Genomic DNA, 16,203 nt, shown 5'->3' with positions numbered 1-16,203 from the left:
ATTATAAAAAACAAACGCATATTACATTTGATCGCGGAAAAAATAATATCACTAAAAACTCAACCGCATTCTATTTAATTTTATAGCTCGTTTTAGTCAATGTCAAGTGTTGTCAATTTTCGTAACTTCACTTATCCCATTTTTTATGGAAACCTCATAAGATAGATCTCCAGATTGGGCTAAATGATAATTATGAGTAATCATAATTATTTGTCGATTAAACATTGTACTAAGTGATTTTAAGAACTCATATAAATAAAGAACATAATCCCCCGAGACGTGTTTTCCAGGCTCATCTAGCAATAGAGGTCCTTCTCTTCTTGGCTGAACCGTTTCAATCAATGCAACTCGCAGGGCTAAAGTAACAATATCAACGACTCCTCCCCCACGTGAGTCTTGGGGTCTCGTTTTCACTTTGACCCCTTCATATTCTGAAACCACATAGAATTCGGCGACCGCTTTGTTTCCATGCTCCTCTAATTCAATTTGAAACGAAAATAGTGGGCCAAACACATACTGCAATGCATTTGTTACTAATGTCTCGATTTGCTGCTTCGCTTGTTCTCTTGCATACTCTGCCGATTGTTGAAGTAAAACTCGAGCCTTCTCATACGTATCAATTGTTTCAAAATACGAATCAAGCTCTTTTATTTTTTCAGCTAACTGTTCTTCTAATAAGGTTTTTTTTGCATCAAGTCTCGTCCATTTATCTTGAGCTCTTTTAAAGCGATCCTCTAATTGTTTTAATTGATTTGATGAATTATTCATCCTTAATCAGTTCCTTTGGAATCAACTCCCACGTTTCTCTCAAAGATACTTCTATTTCTTTCTCAAGCTTTTCAATTTCTTGATCAAGCTCTTCGGGTTTTACTCCTAGCTCTTCTAGTTCAACTAAGAGTCTATTTTTCTGGTTTTCTAGTTCTTCAAGCTTTGCTTCAGCTCGATAACGCATATCCCTTGCTTTATCAATTGCTTGTTTAATTTGTCCTAATTGCTTTTCTACTGACATACTGCCATTCACCTTCTTTTTATTTATTCAGCCTGTTTACAAATAGCTTGACCACAAGTTGGGCATGTTCCTTCGGCTAAAAGACGTTCTTGTAGAGCTGCTTCAGCTTTTTCTTGTTCAATCTTCTGTGCTTGAATATATCTTCTTCCTTCTTCTGATCTCCTCTGATAACCTTTTAATTCTTGTTGTATCGCTTTTAACTTATGACAAGCCTCCGTCTTCTCGGCAATCATTTCTTGTTTGTTTTTCAGTTCAGTCACATTAGGTAATCTGTCACATATGAGATGAATCTTTTTATACTGATTGATATTTCCTTGTAATAGTTCTTGGATTTGTTGTAGCTTTTTCTGCTTCCATTCGTTAGCAGAAATACGCTCTAATGTCTCTACACTAACAGAATCGATAAATCTTGTTTTCTTTGTCCTTTGCTTTTCTTCCCTCTCAGATCTCTCGACCATGTTTAGGTGCTGTAACTTGTTATTTAATTGTTTTACAAGCTGTAATTGATAATTTAACTTTTCATAACGGTGATTTGCTAGTTCTGTCTGCTCCGTCTTTTCCATCCATTCTTGACATATAGCAATTGTTTTGTAAATTTCATGCCGTTGTTTCCTCTTTTGCTCATATACGGTAAATCTATGAACCATCTCCTGCAGTTGTTCTTTTTTGTTTTCCCAATGATCCACATTTTTGACAATATTTAATCTCCGTATCGTTATACTTTCTTCGGTTGTTACTTGATGTAGCATTTCTTTTAGCTTCTGAAGCTTGTCTTTTTTCCCAATCAACTTTTTGACATGCTGAATGTTGGAATCTGATTGAATCAATTGTGATTTTAATTTATCTAAATGAGCAAAAGGTTCGATATCTTCTTTCAGCCTATCAATCACTTGCTGTTCTTGTTTCATTCTTACATTTAACTGTGAAACATCTTTCGTCGTATCACGAATAGCCATATCTAGAAAATGAGCGCCGCTAATCCTCCCGAGTGCTTTTGCACGTATGGAGCTTGTATTCTCTAATAAAAATGGTCCATCTAGTTGCTGCGATAAATGAATCATTAACTCATTGTCATGATCAATTCGCAAGTGATCCATCCCATGCGCTTTCATTACTTCCTCAGGTACATGAATGCCAAATCCCTCTAACACAAGCTCTTGTTCGCCTTCTTTTTTAATAATATAGCGATTTTTTGAACCTGTACGCTCACGAGTAATTACCGTTTCATTTTCAAAAGTTACGGTAACCCTAACAAAGTCACCAGAAACACGAATGAAATCCGTTCCTCTTGGCTGATTATACAACGCCCAGCGGATTCCTCTTAAGATTGCGGTCTTTCCACTATCTGATTGGCCAACAATTACATTTAAGCCATTACTAAACTCGACAAAAGTATCTAAGTGAGATTGGAAATTCTCTAAGCGAACCGCTCGAATATTATTCATACTCTCCGTCCTTCCATACCTCTTCAATGACTGTCATCCTACGTAGTGCCTCTTGTTTAACTTTATCTTCCACATTTTTTAGCGAAGCGATTTCTAAGATAATATCACTCATATTCAAAGTTTGAAATTGCGATGTTTCTTTTACTTGTTGAACAAAACTATGTAATTTTTCTTCTTGATGGACAGCTTTTTCTAAAAACGAACGATCTAAAACATCATCCCCTTTTTGCGCTCTCTTTATAGTAATTTCTCGTAATGAAATGTTTCTATCAATGATTGACCCAATAATAACTTTAGGCATTCTGCTTATTTCTGACCAATGGTTATTTACACGAGCTAGGGCTCCTGGGTTACAAATAAACTTGCCATTTCGTTCCTTGATCCCAAAACCACCATGAAAATGGCCCGTTAGAATAATATCTGCCGTTGTTCCCCATATATGATCAATAATCGTATGGGGCACTCCTTCAGGTAAAGCTTTCTCGACAAGCATACTATGAACAATGTGGATAAGAACATCTGCGTTCGTTTCATTGGTTGGATAATAGTCTAATTTCGGATCACGTTGGTCTAAATCATAATGATAAGGTTGCCCACTAATTTGGATGCGTTGCCCATTTTTTTCAATTAGAATAGGGCTACCCGGATCAATGACTGTCATTACACCAAATGAATCCATTAGTCCTAGCATCGTTCGTGAAATCGTTTCTGGATTGTGCCCAAATGTATCGTGATTTCCTGCAACCACATAAATAGGCATGTTTGCCTTCATGAAAATTTTCGCGAATTGTCCGACAACATTTGGAGATAGATCTGGGCGATCAAACACATCCCCTCCGTGCAAAAGGACATCGACCTCTTCCTTATTTGCTAGTTCAATAACTTCCTCCAACTTCTCTTTTAATGTATCAACATAAACGTCCAATCGATTTTTAGGAGTCGTTCCACGAATATGTGTGTCTGTTACATACAAAAATTTCATCACTTGCCACCTCCTTCTAAAAACCTTAAAAGAAGGAGGTGTCCCAAAGGTTACATTTCACCTTTAGAACACCCCTTCGTCCACTATTATTTTAAATCAAAAGGAACTTCTTCAAACTCTTCTTCTGTCGCTGCCGCCACTTCTATTTCACCATTTAAACCATGATGCTCACGAATGAGAGTTTCAATTTGTTCTGCAATGTGCGAATTCTCTTTTAAGAACTGCTTAGAATTTTCACGCCCTTGACCGAGACGCTCCTCGTTAAATGAGTACCATGCTCCACTTTTTTGAACGATATCTAGATCTGATGCAATATCTAAAATCGAACCTTCACGAGAAATACCTTCGCCGTACATGATATCAACTTCTGCCACTTTAAATGGAGGGGCTACTTTATTTTTTACAATTTTAATCTTAGTTTTGTTCCCTACCATTTCATTGCCTTGCTTTAATGTTTCCGCACGACGAACTTCTAAACGAACGGAAGAATAGAACTTCAAAGCTCGACCACCAGGAGTCGTCTCTGGGTTCCCGAACATTACGCCCACTTTTTCCCTAATTTGGTTAATAAAAATCGCTATCGTCTTCGATTTGTTTATGGCTCCAGATAGCTTACGTAATGCCTGTGACATTAGACGAGCTTGCAAACCAACATGACTATCTCCCATATCTCCTTCAATCTCAGCTTTCGGTACAAGGGCAGCCACACTATCAATAACAATCATATCAACTGCGCCACTACGTACTAAAGCTTCAGCAATTTCTAATGCTTGCTCTCCTGTATCCGGCTGTGAAAGCAATAACTCATCAATGTTAACCCCTAATTTTTGAGCATAAACTGGATCTAGCGCATGCTCTGCATCAATGAAGGCTGCTTGCCCGCCTTGTCTCTGAACTTCTGCAATTGCATGTAGCGATACAGTTGTCTTACCTGAAGATTCTGGACCGTAAACTTCAATGACACGCCCCTTAGGATAGCCACCTACTCCAAGTGCAATATCAAGCGCAAGTGCGCCACTTGAGACGGTTGATACACGTTGCTCTGCTTGTTCACCAAGCTTCATAATTGACCCTTTACCAAATTGTTTTTCGATTTGACGTAGTGCCATATCAAGGGCAGCCTTACGATCACTCATTATGAATCTCTCCTCTATTATCAATAATAATGTATTTAAAATTGGAAAAGCGAATCTATGTTTCGTTCTTTACTATCATACATTTTTTTTTCGCTTTTGCCAATAGTTTTACGAACATTTATTCGCGTTAATGGTAGTAGGAAAAACATGCCAGAGGAAAGCAAGAAGGAAAAAGTGAAAGAGTCCATTAAAGAAGGTTACAAAAAGGACATTAAATCGCCTTTTCAATTCCCTCCCTTAATAGAGCGCTCTTTCTCATTTTCTGTGGTTAGCTACGGGTTGGAGTGCGGCGTGGTTCGCGCTTAGGGCGTGGTTTAGCTGGTTCTAAATTCACTCGTGCACCGCTAATTCGCGAATAACGAAGAGCTTCATATACAAATGGAGCTGCTTCTTCAGGAACTTCAACAAAAGTGAAGTTTTCAAATATATCAATCTTCCCAACAGATTTTCCAGGGATACCAACAAGCTCTGAGATCGCTTCAATTAACACTTTAGGCGTCATATTTACATTTCTACCTACATTAATGAAGAAGCGAACCATGCCTTTAGCAGCACCAGTATCTCCAAAACTATAACCTGTTTCATCAGTGGATGACGTTGGAGAAAAATTCATTTTTAATAATGCCGATACGACGTCTCGTGCTGAAAATTCTGCTAAGACTTCATCGACGAGTGGATCAAACAATTCAGCTTCTTTTCCACTAGTGTTGATTGTATCGGAAATTAACTTTTTCCAAGAACCTTGTTGTTTTACAACTACTTCTTCAATAGTTGGTACATCTTGCGAAGGAATACTCATTTTAATCTCTTGTTCAATCGAACGCAAGTGTTTCATCTCACGCGGAGTAACAAGAGTAAGCGCTAAGCCTTTTCGACCAGCACGTCCCGTCCGACCAATTCGATGAACATAGCTCTCGGGGTCTTGAGGAATATCATAGTTAATAACATGTGTAACATTATCAACGTCAATTCCACGAGCCGCTACATCTGTTGCAATAAGAAATTCAATCGAAGAGTCACGAAACTTCTTCATGACTGCATCACGTTGTGATTGAGTTAAATCACCATGTAAGCCATCAGCTAAATATCCACGAGCTTGAAGGGCTTCAGCTAATTCAGCAACACCTTTTTTTGTTCGACAAAACAATATTCCTAATTCAATTTCTTCACTATCAATAATGCGGCAAAGAGATTCAATTTTATTTCGTTCTAACACTTTATAATACATTTGGTCAATTAATGGCGCAGTCACTTCACCTTTGTTAATCGTAACGGTTTTTGGTGCCGTCATATACTTCCGAGACAGTTTTTTAATAGCCGGAGGCATCGTCGCAGAGAAAAGTAGTGTTTGACGATCTGTATTTACTTGGCGGAGAATCGATTCAATATCATCAACAAATCCCATATCTAGCATTTCATCTGCTTCATCAAGCACAATTGTATGAACTTGATCTAGCTTTAATGTTTGTCTACGTAAGTGATCAAGTATTCGACCTGGAGTTCCAATGACTACTTGAACACCTTGCTTTAAAGCTCGAATTTGATGACCAATTGACTGGCCTCCATAAATTGGCAAAGTACGGATAGATTTATGGACAGATAACTTTTGAAGTTCACCTGAAACTTGAATAGCTAATTCTCGAGTCGGTGTCAAAATCAATGCTTGAACATAACGGTCAGATGTCACCTTATCAACAACAGGGATCCCAAACGCCGCCGTCTTACCTGTTCCTGTTTGCGCCTGACCAACTACGTCTCCACCTTCCAAAATCACAGGAATAGCTTTTGCTTGAATAGGAGAAGGTTCTTCAAAGCCCATGTCTTTAATTGCTCGTTTTATCGGTTCTGAAATCTGAAAATCATTAAAGTACGTTGTCATTCTTTCATATTCCACCTTTTCATTTCTTTCAATAAATAAAAACATCCATATTTAATAGCTCGATCTGTAACAGCCTTACGATTTCCGGCTAAATTTAACTCATAGTACAATGGCTCTGGGGTAAGTCCAGCAACGCCAATAAAAATTGTACCAGGTTCCTTCCCTTCTTGCTTAGACGGACCTGCTACACCTGTGAAACTAATTGCTATATCAGATACGCATTGTTCCTTCGCACGCTTAGCCATTTCAATAGCACATTGGGGACTGATCACACCATATTTTCTTATGACTTCATTCGACACCCCTAAAACCTTTTCCTTCACGTCTGTCGCATAGGAAACGAATCCACCTCGGTAAATAGCCGAAGACCCCGAAAATGATGTCAACATGCCGGAAAATTTACCTCCTGTAAAACTTTCTGCTGTAGCTATCGTACAGTGTTTCTCTCGTAATTGCAAAAAGAGCTGCTCCATAAGTGACGTATCACCATAGCCGTATAAATATTGACCGACACGCTTTGTAACCTGATCTTCAGTCTCATCTAGAAGCCTTTTTTGCTCAGTAGGGTCCGCATGCTTAACAGTCAGTCGTAACGTCACTTCTCCTTCATTAGCTAATGGAGCAATAGTCGGATTTGTTTGAGCTTCTATTAAATCTAATAAATCTGTTTCTAATTGAGATTCACCGATACCGAAGAACCGAAGTACTCGTGATGTAATAGAAGTTTGTTCCCCCATCATTTTTGCCAATTGAGGTACAAATTCATTAGTAAACATTGGCTTCATTTCTTGCGGCGGACCCGGGAGCATGACAATTTTCGTGTCATTATTAGTAACAATCATCCCTGGAGCCATTCCATGGTAATTAAGCAGTACGTGACTTCCTTCAATTACAAGCGCTTGCTTACGATTATTTTCTGACATAGGACGATTTCTCTTCAGAAAATAAGACTCAATATTATGTAATGATTCCTCGTGATGCACAAGCTTTCTACTCACGAATGATGCGACCGTTTCTTTTGTTAAATCGTCCTTTGTTGGGCCGAGGCCACCTGTAATAATAACCAAATCTGAACGGGAATTGGCTAACTCTAAAGCGGCTGTTAGTCTTTTCCCATTATCCCCTACTGTTGTTTGATAAAAAACATTTACACCAAGAAGTGCTAATTCTTGAGATAGAAAGGCCGCATTCGTATTAACAATTTGTCCAAGTAATAACTCTGATCCTACAGAAATTAATTCAGCATTCATTGCATCTACCCGCCTATTATTTTGATTTTAGGAGAATGTGTTGATTCTTTTGAAAATATTCAATTCCTGACACAATCGTTAAAAAAGTCGCTATATAAATCGCGATCATATCAAAAGGTAATGAAATAGCTTGGAATGGCCAGTTGTGCAACATAAGTGCAGAGATCGCAACAATTTGAGACACGGTTTTTAACTTACCTAGTTGGCTCGCTGCAATGACATCCCCATCAGCTGCAGCAACTAACCGAATTCCTGTCACTGCAAATTCTCGGCTAATAATGACTATAGCGATCCAAGCTGGTAAAAGCTGAAGTTCAACCAACGCAATTAAAGCCGCTGTGATTAATAGCTTATCAGCAAGCGGATCTAGAAACTTCCCTAAGTTGGTCACAAGTTGGTACTTTCTAGCATAGTAGCCGTCTAGCCAATCCGTTGCAGCAGCAATAATAAAAATGATTGCTCCAATAAAATGGGCAAGAGGGATAGTCGTGCCAAGAAGATGAATGTCACCAATTGAAAAAGGGACTAAGAAAAAAATCATAAATAATGGAATAAGAAATATCCGAGAGATCGTTATTTTATTTGGTAAATTCACAAAATTCCCTTCCTTCATATAACCGTGATTGCAAATGTAGTAAAGTCCATTAATCATTGTACCATAATTTCTATAAATTAATAAATGTAACCAACTTATTCCTAAACAAAAAAAAGACCTTTTCTGCAAGAGGGCACTGAGAAGGTGACTTTCCCTTTCAGTGCCCTCTACACTACTCCTATTGAAAAGGAGATGAGTGTAGAGAAAAGATCCTCTTATTCTGACTCTTCAGCTATAACCGTTATATCAATCTTTTGATGAGTTATATCTAAAGGAAACTCCACTTGTTGATCATTAATAAACAATTCAACAAACTGAGAAGCACCGAAATTAAAAATAACCCGTTCTTCCCCATCTAGCTCAGGAGTAATAACCTCTCCTTCTGTCGGTGTCCCAGTGTAAAAAGTTTTCCCTAGAGCATTCTTCACATCAATATATGATCGATCTCCAGTAATTTCAATTCGAACATCGGATAGTTGGCCATTTTCCAACTCAAAAAACGAAGTATTTCCAGAGCTTTCAATAAAAGTAATCGACAATTCTGGTTCAGGCTCTAACTCTTCTTCTTCAGGTTCTTCCTCTGGAATTTCCTCAACTTCTTCAGGCTCCTCCTCTTCTTCTTCAGGAGCAGTACCTACCTCTTCGGAAAAATCAGCTTCAAGATTCTCACTGTCATCTGGGGCAATCGCTCCATCATCACCAGCACCTCCACCTTGAGCCATTAACCAAATTCCAACTACAATAATTCCAACGAACACCATCGCAATCAAAGCGGATAAGAACGACCCTTTTTTAGCTCGTTTCTTAGGTCCAGCCGATGGCTTACTCCGTTCTGTACGTGACGGGAGCGTAACAGCTTCACGTTGCGGATTAGGAAGCTCATGACGATACTGATCAAACAATGGATCCGGATCTAGTCCGATTGCCTCGGCGTATGTCTTAACAAATGCTCTAGCATAAAAAATCCCAGGTAATGTATCAAACCGACCTTCTTCAATGGCAATCAAATACCGCTTTTGAATTTTTGTCGTACGTTGAAGGTCATCTAATGAAATTTGTTTCTCTTCACGCGCTTCCTTTAAATACTGACCTAATTCTGACAATCCTAACACCTACCTACCTCTAACTTATATCAAAAGAGGAAAAGCCTGATTCTACTACTTCGTATGTAATCTCTTCTCCCTCATCATTTCTAAGCTCAATTATACAATCAAAGTCTTCCAATTCATATTCTGTTTCACGCACAAAAATATCCGGATGCTCTACTACCTTTACTGCTGGCAATCTCATGATATCACTAACAAGCGTACGATGCTTCTCCGTTGATCTCATTGTTGTCACAATGCCATCAATAATGAAAATATGGTCTTCACTCATTTCATCATCTGCCAATTGACTCCGAACAGTTTGCCTTAATAGTGTAGATGAAATAAAAGACCATCTTTTATTAGCACACACACTTGCTGCAACAATTGATTCAGTTTTACCAACACGTGGCATCCCACGAATCCCGACTAAAAAATGTCCTTCACGTTTAAATTGTTCAGCCATAAAATCAACAAGGAGACCAAGCTCATTGCGAATAAAACGGAATGTCTTCTTGTCATCAGCATCACGCTCAATGTAACGGCCATGACGAATCGCAAGCCGATCACGGAGCCTAGGTTCTCTTACTTTGATAACTGAGATGTCTTCGATCGTTTCTAAGATAGCTTTAAACCTAGCTACTTGATCGTCCGATGAGCTACGGATTAACATACCGCGTCTCATGTTGTCTACTCCATTTATCGTTACGATATTAATTTCCAACATCCCAAGCAGAGAAGAAATATCACCAAGAAGTCCCGGTCTATTTTTATGTATTTGATATTCTAAGTACCATTCTTTTATACCCATTTGCTTCACCCTTTTGTACTAATTGAGACATATGTGAGGCTATTTGAGATCTCATCTATCATAATAATTGATTTTAATAATAATTGAAAGAACTTTGTCGGAAATAATTGTCGGTTGACAAATGGTCTATGGATAAAGTTTCTATTCTCAGTTTGCATCATATGCTTATTCATTATGTACTAGCAATTCGAGATCAGCAAATCAGACGGATGAAAAAACGCCGCAAAATGCGGCGTCCATAGAGTGTCCTATTATTAACTAGCCTTCATTTTGAACAAGTTTCACCATCATATTTGCAATGGCATGCTGCTCTTGCTCATCTGCTACTTTCCAAAGTTCGGCTAGAACACGCTCTTGTTCGTTTTTAGGCTCAACTTGTTGCGCCAAATACTCACCAACTTGATAAGCAACATCAGACACAACATTTTGACTCATTCCTTCAGTTTGTGCTTGGTTTAAACGGTTACCTAAAAAATCTTTCCATTGTTCCCAGTTGTCAAGTACAGACATATTAAGACCCTCCTTGAAAAATGTACTTCGATAGTATTTTTTCTCATTCTTATAAGAATATTCATCGCTTCGAATTGTTTTTTGTGGAGGTTCATTTTTAAATTTTCAACAATACCATGCACCATTAATTGAAATAATTTGTCCGTTTATATAATTTGATTTGTGGGAACTTAAAAATGAAACTGCATAAGCAATATCAGCCGTTTTTCCAAAAGCATGAGCAGGGATGTCTTCTTTAAGCTCATCCATATGTTCAAGCCCATTCTTTTTAAGCATTTCTGTTTCTATTGCCCCAGGCGCAATAGCATTCACTTGAATATGACTAGGAGCCACTTCTTTTGCTAATCCTTTCACGAAGCTATTTATTCCTCCTTTTGCTGCAGAATAAATCACTTCACACGATGCACCTGTTAAACCCCAAATCGAGGAGATCACAATAATTTTCCCCTGATGAGCTTGAATCATTTTTGGTAACAAACTTCTTGTAATTTTCATCGGATTAACTAGATGAACATTCATCATTTCACTTATATCCGTATTCGTCACATCAGTAAACAACCCAAAATGACTTATACCTGCATTATGAACAATGGTATGGAACGTAATGTCTTTAGGTACTTTCGCAAGCAGTTGCTCATCTCCGTCATCTTTAGATAAATCAGACTGAATAAGTTGAACCGTTGCACCTTGATCAACGCATTTGGCAGCTGTTTTCTGAACCGATTTTTCGTTTTCATTATAGTGCAAAAAAAGAGAGCAATCAGGAGATGCCAGCTCTTTAGCAATTTGAGCGCCAATTCCTCCTGATGCTCCAGTTATTAAAATAGCTTTCATGTTATTCGTTAAACCCCTCTGCTTTTACCTGACAAACCGTAAAACGGTCAAATTGAAAATGGTTCTGTAAAACTTCAGTTAATTCGTTAGGTGTAATACTTTCAAGCATTGGGACAACTTCAAATAAATTCATTTCATTAAATTGATAACGTGTAAACTGGTTCGCAATATACTCAGGGGAATTGAGCGACCGTAAAAATGATCCAATTTTCTTTTTAATTGCTCGATTAACTTGATCCTCAGTTAAGCTGGATTGTTTAAACGTTTCAACCATATGTTTAATACGATCAGCTAATTTATCTGGATATTTTGTATCTCCGCCAATAATTGTGAATCCGAAGCCTTCTTCAGCTGAATGATCAAATGAAAAAGAATCATCAATCAATCCGTCATCAAAGAGCGTTTGGTAATTGTCAGAGCTCTGACCAAACATCAAATCAAGCAATATATTTATCGACAGTTCACGTTTTAATAAATCGTCTCCCTGGCGTGTGGCACCAGTTTCCTTAAAGCCCACTAAGCATTTTGGAGTTTGTACTGGCATCGTAATAATGTTTTTCTCTTTAGCTACAGATTCTGGTTCTTCTTCAAAGAAACGCTTGATCTCTTCAGGTGCAGTAAATTCCTTTTGCGATTGATTCTCTCTCACTTGTTCCATGATCTTCTCAGGGTCAACGGGTCCAATGACAAATAAGAGCATATTGGCTGGATGGTAAAAGGTTTCATAGCAAGTGTACAGTAAATCTTTTGTGATATTAGAAATTGATTCGATCGTCCCAGCAATATCAATTTTTACTGGATGATGGTGGAACATATTTTCAATCACACCAAAATAAGCTCGCCAATCTGGATTATCATCATACATTGTAATTTCTTGATTAATGATCCCTTTTTCCTTTTCAACACTTTCTTCTGTAAAGTAAGGATGCTGAACAAAATTAAGTAATGTATCCAAGTTTTTCTCTACATTATTTGTGCTCGAGAATAAGTAAGCCGTTCGTGTAAAACTCGTGAAAGCATTAGCCGACGCACCTTGCTTACTAAAGTCCTGGAAAACATCTCCTTCTTCATCCTCAAACATTTTATGTTCAAGAAAATGCGCAATTCCATCTGGAACTGTTATGGCATCCTCTTTCCCTAAAGGGGTAAACTTTTGGTCGATAGAACCATATTTTGTTGTGAACGTTGCAAACGTTTTATTAAAACCTTTTTTCGGCAAGACATAGACGTCTAATCCATTATCGAGCTTTTCATGATAAAGAGTTTCGTCTACTTGTTGGAATTGAACTGGCTTCATTGATTTTCCTCCTTGCCTTTTAAGAAATAGATCGTATCAAGCTTTACTTTCTGCGCAATTCGAATAATATCTTCTTTCGTTACTTCATCAATTTGCTGCATCCATTCATCAATAGAACGTTTTTTTCCACTCACAACTTGGTGATAAGACAATTCCACAAGCCCTCTAGCCACATCCGCTGTTTCAAGAAGTTGATTTTTTAACATTGCTTTCGTTTGTTCTACTTCAGCCTCTGTAAACTCGCCTTGCTTCATCGCTTCAAATTGTTCTTTTATAATTTCAACAGCTCGTTCATATTTAGCGAACTCAATACCCGACATGACCATCATAATCCCTTTGTGACTCTCAAACCTTGATGCAGCGTAATAAGCCAAACTTTCTTTTTCACGCACATTAATAAAAAGTTTTGAATGAGAAAAGGCACCATAAAGACCGTTACAGACTTGCATAGCAACATAGTCATCGTCAGCATATGTTGTATAAGTGCGAAAGCCCATATGCAACTTCCCTTGTTTTACATCTTGTTCTTCATTAACGACATTAATCTCTTTTACTTCAGGACTAGCTATTGTCTCAAATGTACTTTTGTCACGCTCTACCAAAGCACTAAACTTTTCAGTGACACTGCTCATAGCTTGTTCTTCGTCGATAGCTCCAACCATATAGAGATCAAACTGATTGTTTAAAAGAACTTCTTGATAATACTTATAAATAGAGTCAGCTGTAATCGCATCTACCTCATCTTCTGTTCCAAAAGCTGTAAGAGCAAATGGTTCTCCTTTACACATCTCTTCCGTTACCCGGACATTTGCATACCGCATTTTATCATCGTAAACCGATTGTATTCTTTGCTTTAGCGAACGTTTTTCGCTTTCGACAACCGAAGAAACAAACTTCCCATCTTCTAGCTGTGGTTGAAAGATTACCTCTGCTAGTAATGAAATCGCGTTGTCAAATAATGGGGTTGTATCAGATAGATAGCGCTCGTTCGCAACGTCTAGACGAATAGAAATGACATGCTCTTCACCTTTCTTTTGAACATCCGTTGCAAGCATTGCCCCGTACATATCGTCTAACCGTTCACGCAATTGTTTCCTAGATGGACTATTTGATGTGCCATTTTGCAAAATATGCGGCAACAATGCCCGCATTGCTACTGTTTCCTTCGTTAGTGGTGCTTTCATCATGAGAATTAGTGAATTGGTCTTATATTTATTCGTGCTCATAGAATGCACGGTTAAGCCTTTCAATTCATGAATACGCTCCTCTATTTGGGTCAAATCGATCATCTCCTTTTTGCCAATCACGCTTAGGTTATGCTTAGAGTCTTGTTCTTACTACACAGATTATTTATAAAGCTTAGTACCTATCACTTTTTCCAATTCATTCATTAGATATAACTAAACTTATAATTAACTCTTTACCAAATTAAACATTTCGGCTAACAATTCAAACGAACGAATCCGGTGACTATAATCATGTGTAATTGTGATAACCATAACCTCATCCGTTTCATATTTATTTGCTAATTCTTCGATTTCTTCTTTTACTTTATCTGGGCCGCCAACAATCATTCGTTTACGATTTTCTCGGATTTGCATTAGATCATGTGCTGTATAAGGATAGCTTTTTGCATATTCAATTGTCGGAATTTCCAATGAACGCTTGCCTTTTTGAAGCATGAGAAGGGATAAATCTAAACTTGTAGCTCTTTGATTTGCTTCCTCGTCAGTGTCTGCACAAATAAGATGAATAGCCACATTAGCCTCTGGCTTTTCATAAAAGGCAGAAGGTTGGAATTGGTTCCGATACGCCTTAACGACGTCTTCTCCTCCATCTCCATTAATAAAATGAGCAAATGTAAAGGCTGTACCCTTCTCAGCTGCAATTTGTGCACTACCTCCACTAGATCCTAACAACCATAGTTGTGGCATGGTATCCACATTTGGAGTTGCTGTTATTCCATAATAACGATGATCACTTGAAAGGCTTGTAAAATATCCTTTCAAATCCTCAATTTGTTCAGGATAGGAACCTCTATTCCCAACTGAACTCCCTTGTAAGGCCATAGTAGCAATCGGATTCCCCCCAGCTGCTCTTCCTAATCCAAGGTCAATTCGATTAGGATAAAGAGCTTCAAGCATCTTGAAATTTTCTGCTACCTTGTAAGAACTATAATGAGGAAGCATAACGCCACCTGAGCCAATCCGAATTTTCTTTGTTTTCTCCCCTATATGGGCCAATAATACTTCGGGTGTTGATCCGGCTACTCTGCCTGCATCGTGATGTTCAGATACCCAAAAACGATGGTAACCTAATTGTTCAGCTTTAACCGCTAATTCAGCCGTTTGCATAACCGCCGTACGTGCATCCACCCCAGCTGCTATCGGTGATTGGTCTAAAATACTTAGCCTTACCAAAATAAATCCCTCCCGAAAACCATCTTCTTTATGTAAATGTTGTCATTTTGATTATCTTCTTCTTTTCTTCTTCTGTCTACTAACTCAACCTCTTTTTTTGAAAAGGCTATCATTTTTTATTTCTTTAGCATACGAAAATCGTAATCTTCCCTAATTAAAAACGGAGCTACCTTCTTACTGGCAGCTCCGACTATTTCTTTATTAACTTCTTTTTCTCACAACATGAAACTTAAACTTATCTGCTCTAAAATAATTTAATGAATATAACAAAGGTTGTTCTGATTGATCATAATGCATTTGCTTTAATAACAAAAGCGAAGAACCTGGTTCACACTCTAATATTTCAGACACATGCTCGTGATATCCAATTGGCTCAATATACGTGATCGCATATGTAATTGTTTTTCCTAGGTCTTCCAAATAACGAAAAATTGATTTCGTTTCATGAATTGAATGGTTTTTCAAAAGTTCATTTGGAATTCTGTCTAAACAATAAACAACTGGTGAATCATCAGCAGTTCGCACACGCTCAATTTCCATCATTTCAGTTAAATCATCTTTTAAGAATTTTCTCCGATCATCATCCGTTGCTTCTTGAACAGCTGAAGACAAAAAAATTGTCCCAGGTTTCATCTTTGCTTTTATAATCATATCTGTAACGCTATCTAATTCTTCGATTCCTGATGAAAAGAGAGGTTTTGAATGAACGAACGTCCCCACACCATGTCTGCGAATGACTACCCCTTCTTCTTCTAATAACCGTAAGGCTTCACGTAGCGTAGCACGACTTACTCCCAACAATTTAGAAAGTTCAAATTCTGAGGGTAACTTCTCGCCTTCATCATATACATTCTTCTCTATATCTTCTTTTAAGCGATCAATCACCTGTAAATATAATGGTCTGTGGTCTGCTCTAATCACACTCTCAACCCCTTCTACGAATCCCCTTT

Annotated in this window: 16 protein-coding genes; all 16 read right to left on the bottom strand. The window is 38.0% G+C overall.

Annotation, left to right across the window (positions count from 1 at the left end; genetic code table 11):
* Positions 1–102: 102 nt before the first annotated feature.
* Positions 103–768, bottom strand: a complete 666-nt coding sequence (locus tag MF646_RS05325) for an OLD family protein (RefSeq protein WP_250095456.1) — start codon at positions 766–768, stop codon at positions 103–105.
* Positions 761–1,009: a hypothetical protein gene (locus MF646_RS05320; RefSeq protein ID WP_250095455.1), complete on the bottom strand. Its 249-nt coding sequence runs from the start codon at positions 1,007–1,009 to the stop codon at positions 761–763. The genes MF646_RS05325 and MF646_RS05320 overlap by 8 nt, the downstream gene beginning before the upstream one ends.
* 23 nt (positions 1,010–1,032) lie before the next feature.
* A complete protein-coding gene (locus tag MF646_RS05315; RefSeq protein ID WP_250095454.1) occupies positions 1,033–2,454 on the bottom strand; it encodes an AAA family ATPase in 1,422 nt (473 codons plus the stop codon).
* Positions 2,447–3,436, bottom strand: a complete 990-nt coding sequence (locus MF646_RS05310; RefSeq protein WP_250095453.1) for a metallophosphoesterase — start codon at positions 3,434–3,436, stop codon at positions 2,447–2,449. Before MF646_RS05310 ends, MF646_RS05315 begins: the two co-directional genes overlap by 8 nt.
* 86 nt (positions 3,437–3,522) lie before the next feature.
* Positions 3,523–4,572 carry a recombinase RecA gene (gene recA / locus MF646_RS05305; RefSeq protein ID WP_250095452.1) on the bottom strand — a complete coding sequence of 350 codons (1,050 nt, stop codon included), beginning with the start codon at positions 4,570–4,572 and terminating at the stop codon, positions 3,523–3,525.
* Between the two features lie 268 nt (positions 4,573–4,840).
* The gene (locus tag MF646_RS05300) at positions 4,841–6,451 is read right to left on the bottom strand and encodes a DEAD/DEAH box helicase (RefSeq protein WP_250095451.1); all 1,611 of its coding nucleotides are present in this window, start codon (positions 6,449–6,451) and stop codon (positions 4,841–4,843) included.
* Positions 6,448–7,701: a competence/damage-inducible protein A gene (locus MF646_RS05295; RefSeq protein WP_250095450.1), complete on the bottom strand. Its 1,254-nt coding sequence runs from the start codon at positions 7,699–7,701 to the stop codon at positions 6,448–6,450. The genes MF646_RS05300 and MF646_RS05295 overlap by 4 nt, the downstream gene beginning before the upstream one ends.
* Before the next feature lie 16 nt (positions 7,702–7,717).
* A complete protein-coding gene (gene pgsA, locus MF646_RS05290) occupies positions 7,718–8,296 on the bottom strand; it encodes a CDP-diacylglycerol--glycerol-3-phosphate 3-phosphatidyltransferase (RefSeq protein ID WP_250095449.1) in 579 nt (192 codons plus the stop codon).
* A 215-nt stretch (positions 8,297–8,511) separates the two neighbouring features.
* The gene (locus tag MF646_RS05285; protein ID WP_250095448.1) at positions 8,512–9,408 is read right to left on the bottom strand and encodes a helix-turn-helix domain-containing protein; all 897 of its coding nucleotides are present in this window, start codon (positions 9,406–9,408) and stop codon (positions 8,512–8,514) included.
* Between the two features lie 10 nt (positions 9,409–9,418).
* Positions 9,419–10,192 (bottom strand): DUF3388 domain-containing protein, encoded by a 774-nt coding sequence (locus MF646_RS05280; RefSeq protein WP_250095447.1) that lies wholly within the window; start codon positions 10,190–10,192, stop codon positions 9,419–9,421.
* A 258-nt stretch (positions 10,193–10,450) separates the two neighbouring features.
* Positions 10,451–10,702: a DUF3243 domain-containing protein gene (locus MF646_RS05275; RefSeq protein WP_250095446.1), complete on the bottom strand. Its 252-nt coding sequence runs from the start codon at positions 10,700–10,702 to the stop codon at positions 10,451–10,453.
* A gap of 105 nt (positions 10,703–10,807) precedes the next feature.
* Positions 10,808–11,536, bottom strand: a complete 729-nt coding sequence (ymfI, locus tag MF646_RS05270; protein ID WP_250095445.1) for an elongation factor P 5-aminopentanone reductase — start codon at positions 11,534–11,536, stop codon at positions 10,808–10,810.
* Position 11,537: 1 nt separating this feature from the next.
* Positions 11,538–12,833: an EF-P 5-aminopentanol modification-associated protein YfmH gene (gene yfmH / locus MF646_RS05265; RefSeq protein ID WP_250095444.1), complete on the bottom strand. Its 1,296-nt coding sequence runs from the start codon at positions 12,831–12,833 to the stop codon at positions 11,538–11,540.
* Positions 12,830–14,122, bottom strand: coding sequence for an EF-P 5-aminopentanol modification-associated protein YfmF (gene yfmF, locus MF646_RS05260; RefSeq protein ID WP_420842481.1), 1,293 nt, complete (start codon positions 14,120–14,122; stop codon positions 12,830–12,832). The genes yfmH and yfmF overlap by 4 nt, the downstream gene beginning before the upstream one ends.
* A gap of 123 nt (positions 14,123–14,245) precedes the next feature.
* Positions 14,246–15,253, bottom strand: a complete 1,008-nt coding sequence (locus MF646_RS05255; protein ID WP_250095443.1) for an LLM class flavin-dependent oxidoreductase — start codon at positions 15,251–15,253, stop codon at positions 14,246–14,248.
* Between the two features lie 201 nt (positions 15,254–15,454).
* Complete coding sequence (locus tag MF646_RS05250) at positions 15,455–16,174, bottom strand: GntR family transcriptional regulator (RefSeq protein WP_250095442.1); 720 nt, start codon at positions 16,172–16,174, stop codon at positions 15,455–15,457.
* Positions 16,175–16,203 lie beyond the last annotated feature (29 nt).

Origin of the sequence: Halalkalibacter alkaliphilus, from assembly GCF_023555415.1 — a bacterium.
In the GTDB taxonomy this organism is placed as follows: domain Bacteria; phylum Bacillota; class Bacilli; order Bacillales; family Bacillaceae_D; genus Halalkalibacter; species Halalkalibacter alkaliphilus.
The sequence above is the reverse complement of the archived record's forward strand: the minus strand, read 5'-3'. Positions and strand labels throughout refer to the sequence as shown.

What these genes read in the sequence shown, in the direction of transcription:
- MF646_RS05320 (WP_250095455.1), bottom strand. Translation starts at nt 1,009, where the DNA reads ATGTCAGTAGAAAAGCAATTAGGACAAATTAAACAAGCAATTGATAAA.
- MF646_RS05300 (WP_250095451.1), bottom strand. Translation starts at nt 6,451, where the DNA reads ATGACAACGTACTTTAATGATTTTCAGATTTCAGAACCGATAAAACGA.
- ymfI (WP_250095445.1), bottom strand. Translation starts at nt 11,536, where the DNA reads ATGAAAGCTATTTTAATAACTGGAGCATCAGGAGGAATTGGCGCTCAA.
- MF646_RS05325 (WP_250095456.1), bottom strand. Translation starts at nt 768, where the DNA reads ATGAATAATTCATCAAATCAATTAAAACAATTAGAGGATCGCTTTAAA.
- MF646_RS05310 (WP_250095453.1), bottom strand. Translation starts at nt 3,436, where the DNA reads ATGAAATTTTTGTATGTAACAGACACACATATTCGTGGAACGACTCCT.
- MF646_RS05295 (WP_250095450.1), bottom strand. Translation starts at nt 7,701, where the DNA reads ATGAATGCTGAATTAATTTCTGTAGGATCAGAGTTATTACTTGGACAA.
- MF646_RS05280 (WP_250095447.1), bottom strand. Translation starts at nt 10,192, where the DNA reads ATGGGTATAAAAGAATGGTACTTAGAATATCAAATACATAAAAATAGA.
- MF646_RS05275 (WP_250095446.1), bottom strand. Translation starts at nt 10,702, where the DNA reads ATGTCTGTACTTGACAACTGGGAACAATGGAAAGATTTTTTAGGTAAC.
- yfmH (WP_250095444.1), bottom strand. Translation starts at nt 12,833, where the DNA reads ATGAAGCCAGTTCAATTCCAACAAGTAGACGAAACTCTTTATCATGAA.
- recA (WP_250095452.1), bottom strand. Translation starts at nt 4,572, where the DNA reads ATGAGTGATCGTAAGGCTGCCCTTGATATGGCACTACGTCAAATCGAA.
- yfmF (WP_420842481.1), bottom strand. Translation starts at nt 14,122, where the DNA reads ATGATCGATTTGACCCAAATAGAGGAGCGTATTCATGAATTGAAAGGC.
- MF646_RS05315 (WP_250095454.1), bottom strand. Translation starts at nt 2,454, where the DNA reads ATGAATAATATTCGAGCGGTTCGCTTAGAGAATTTCCAATCTCACTTA.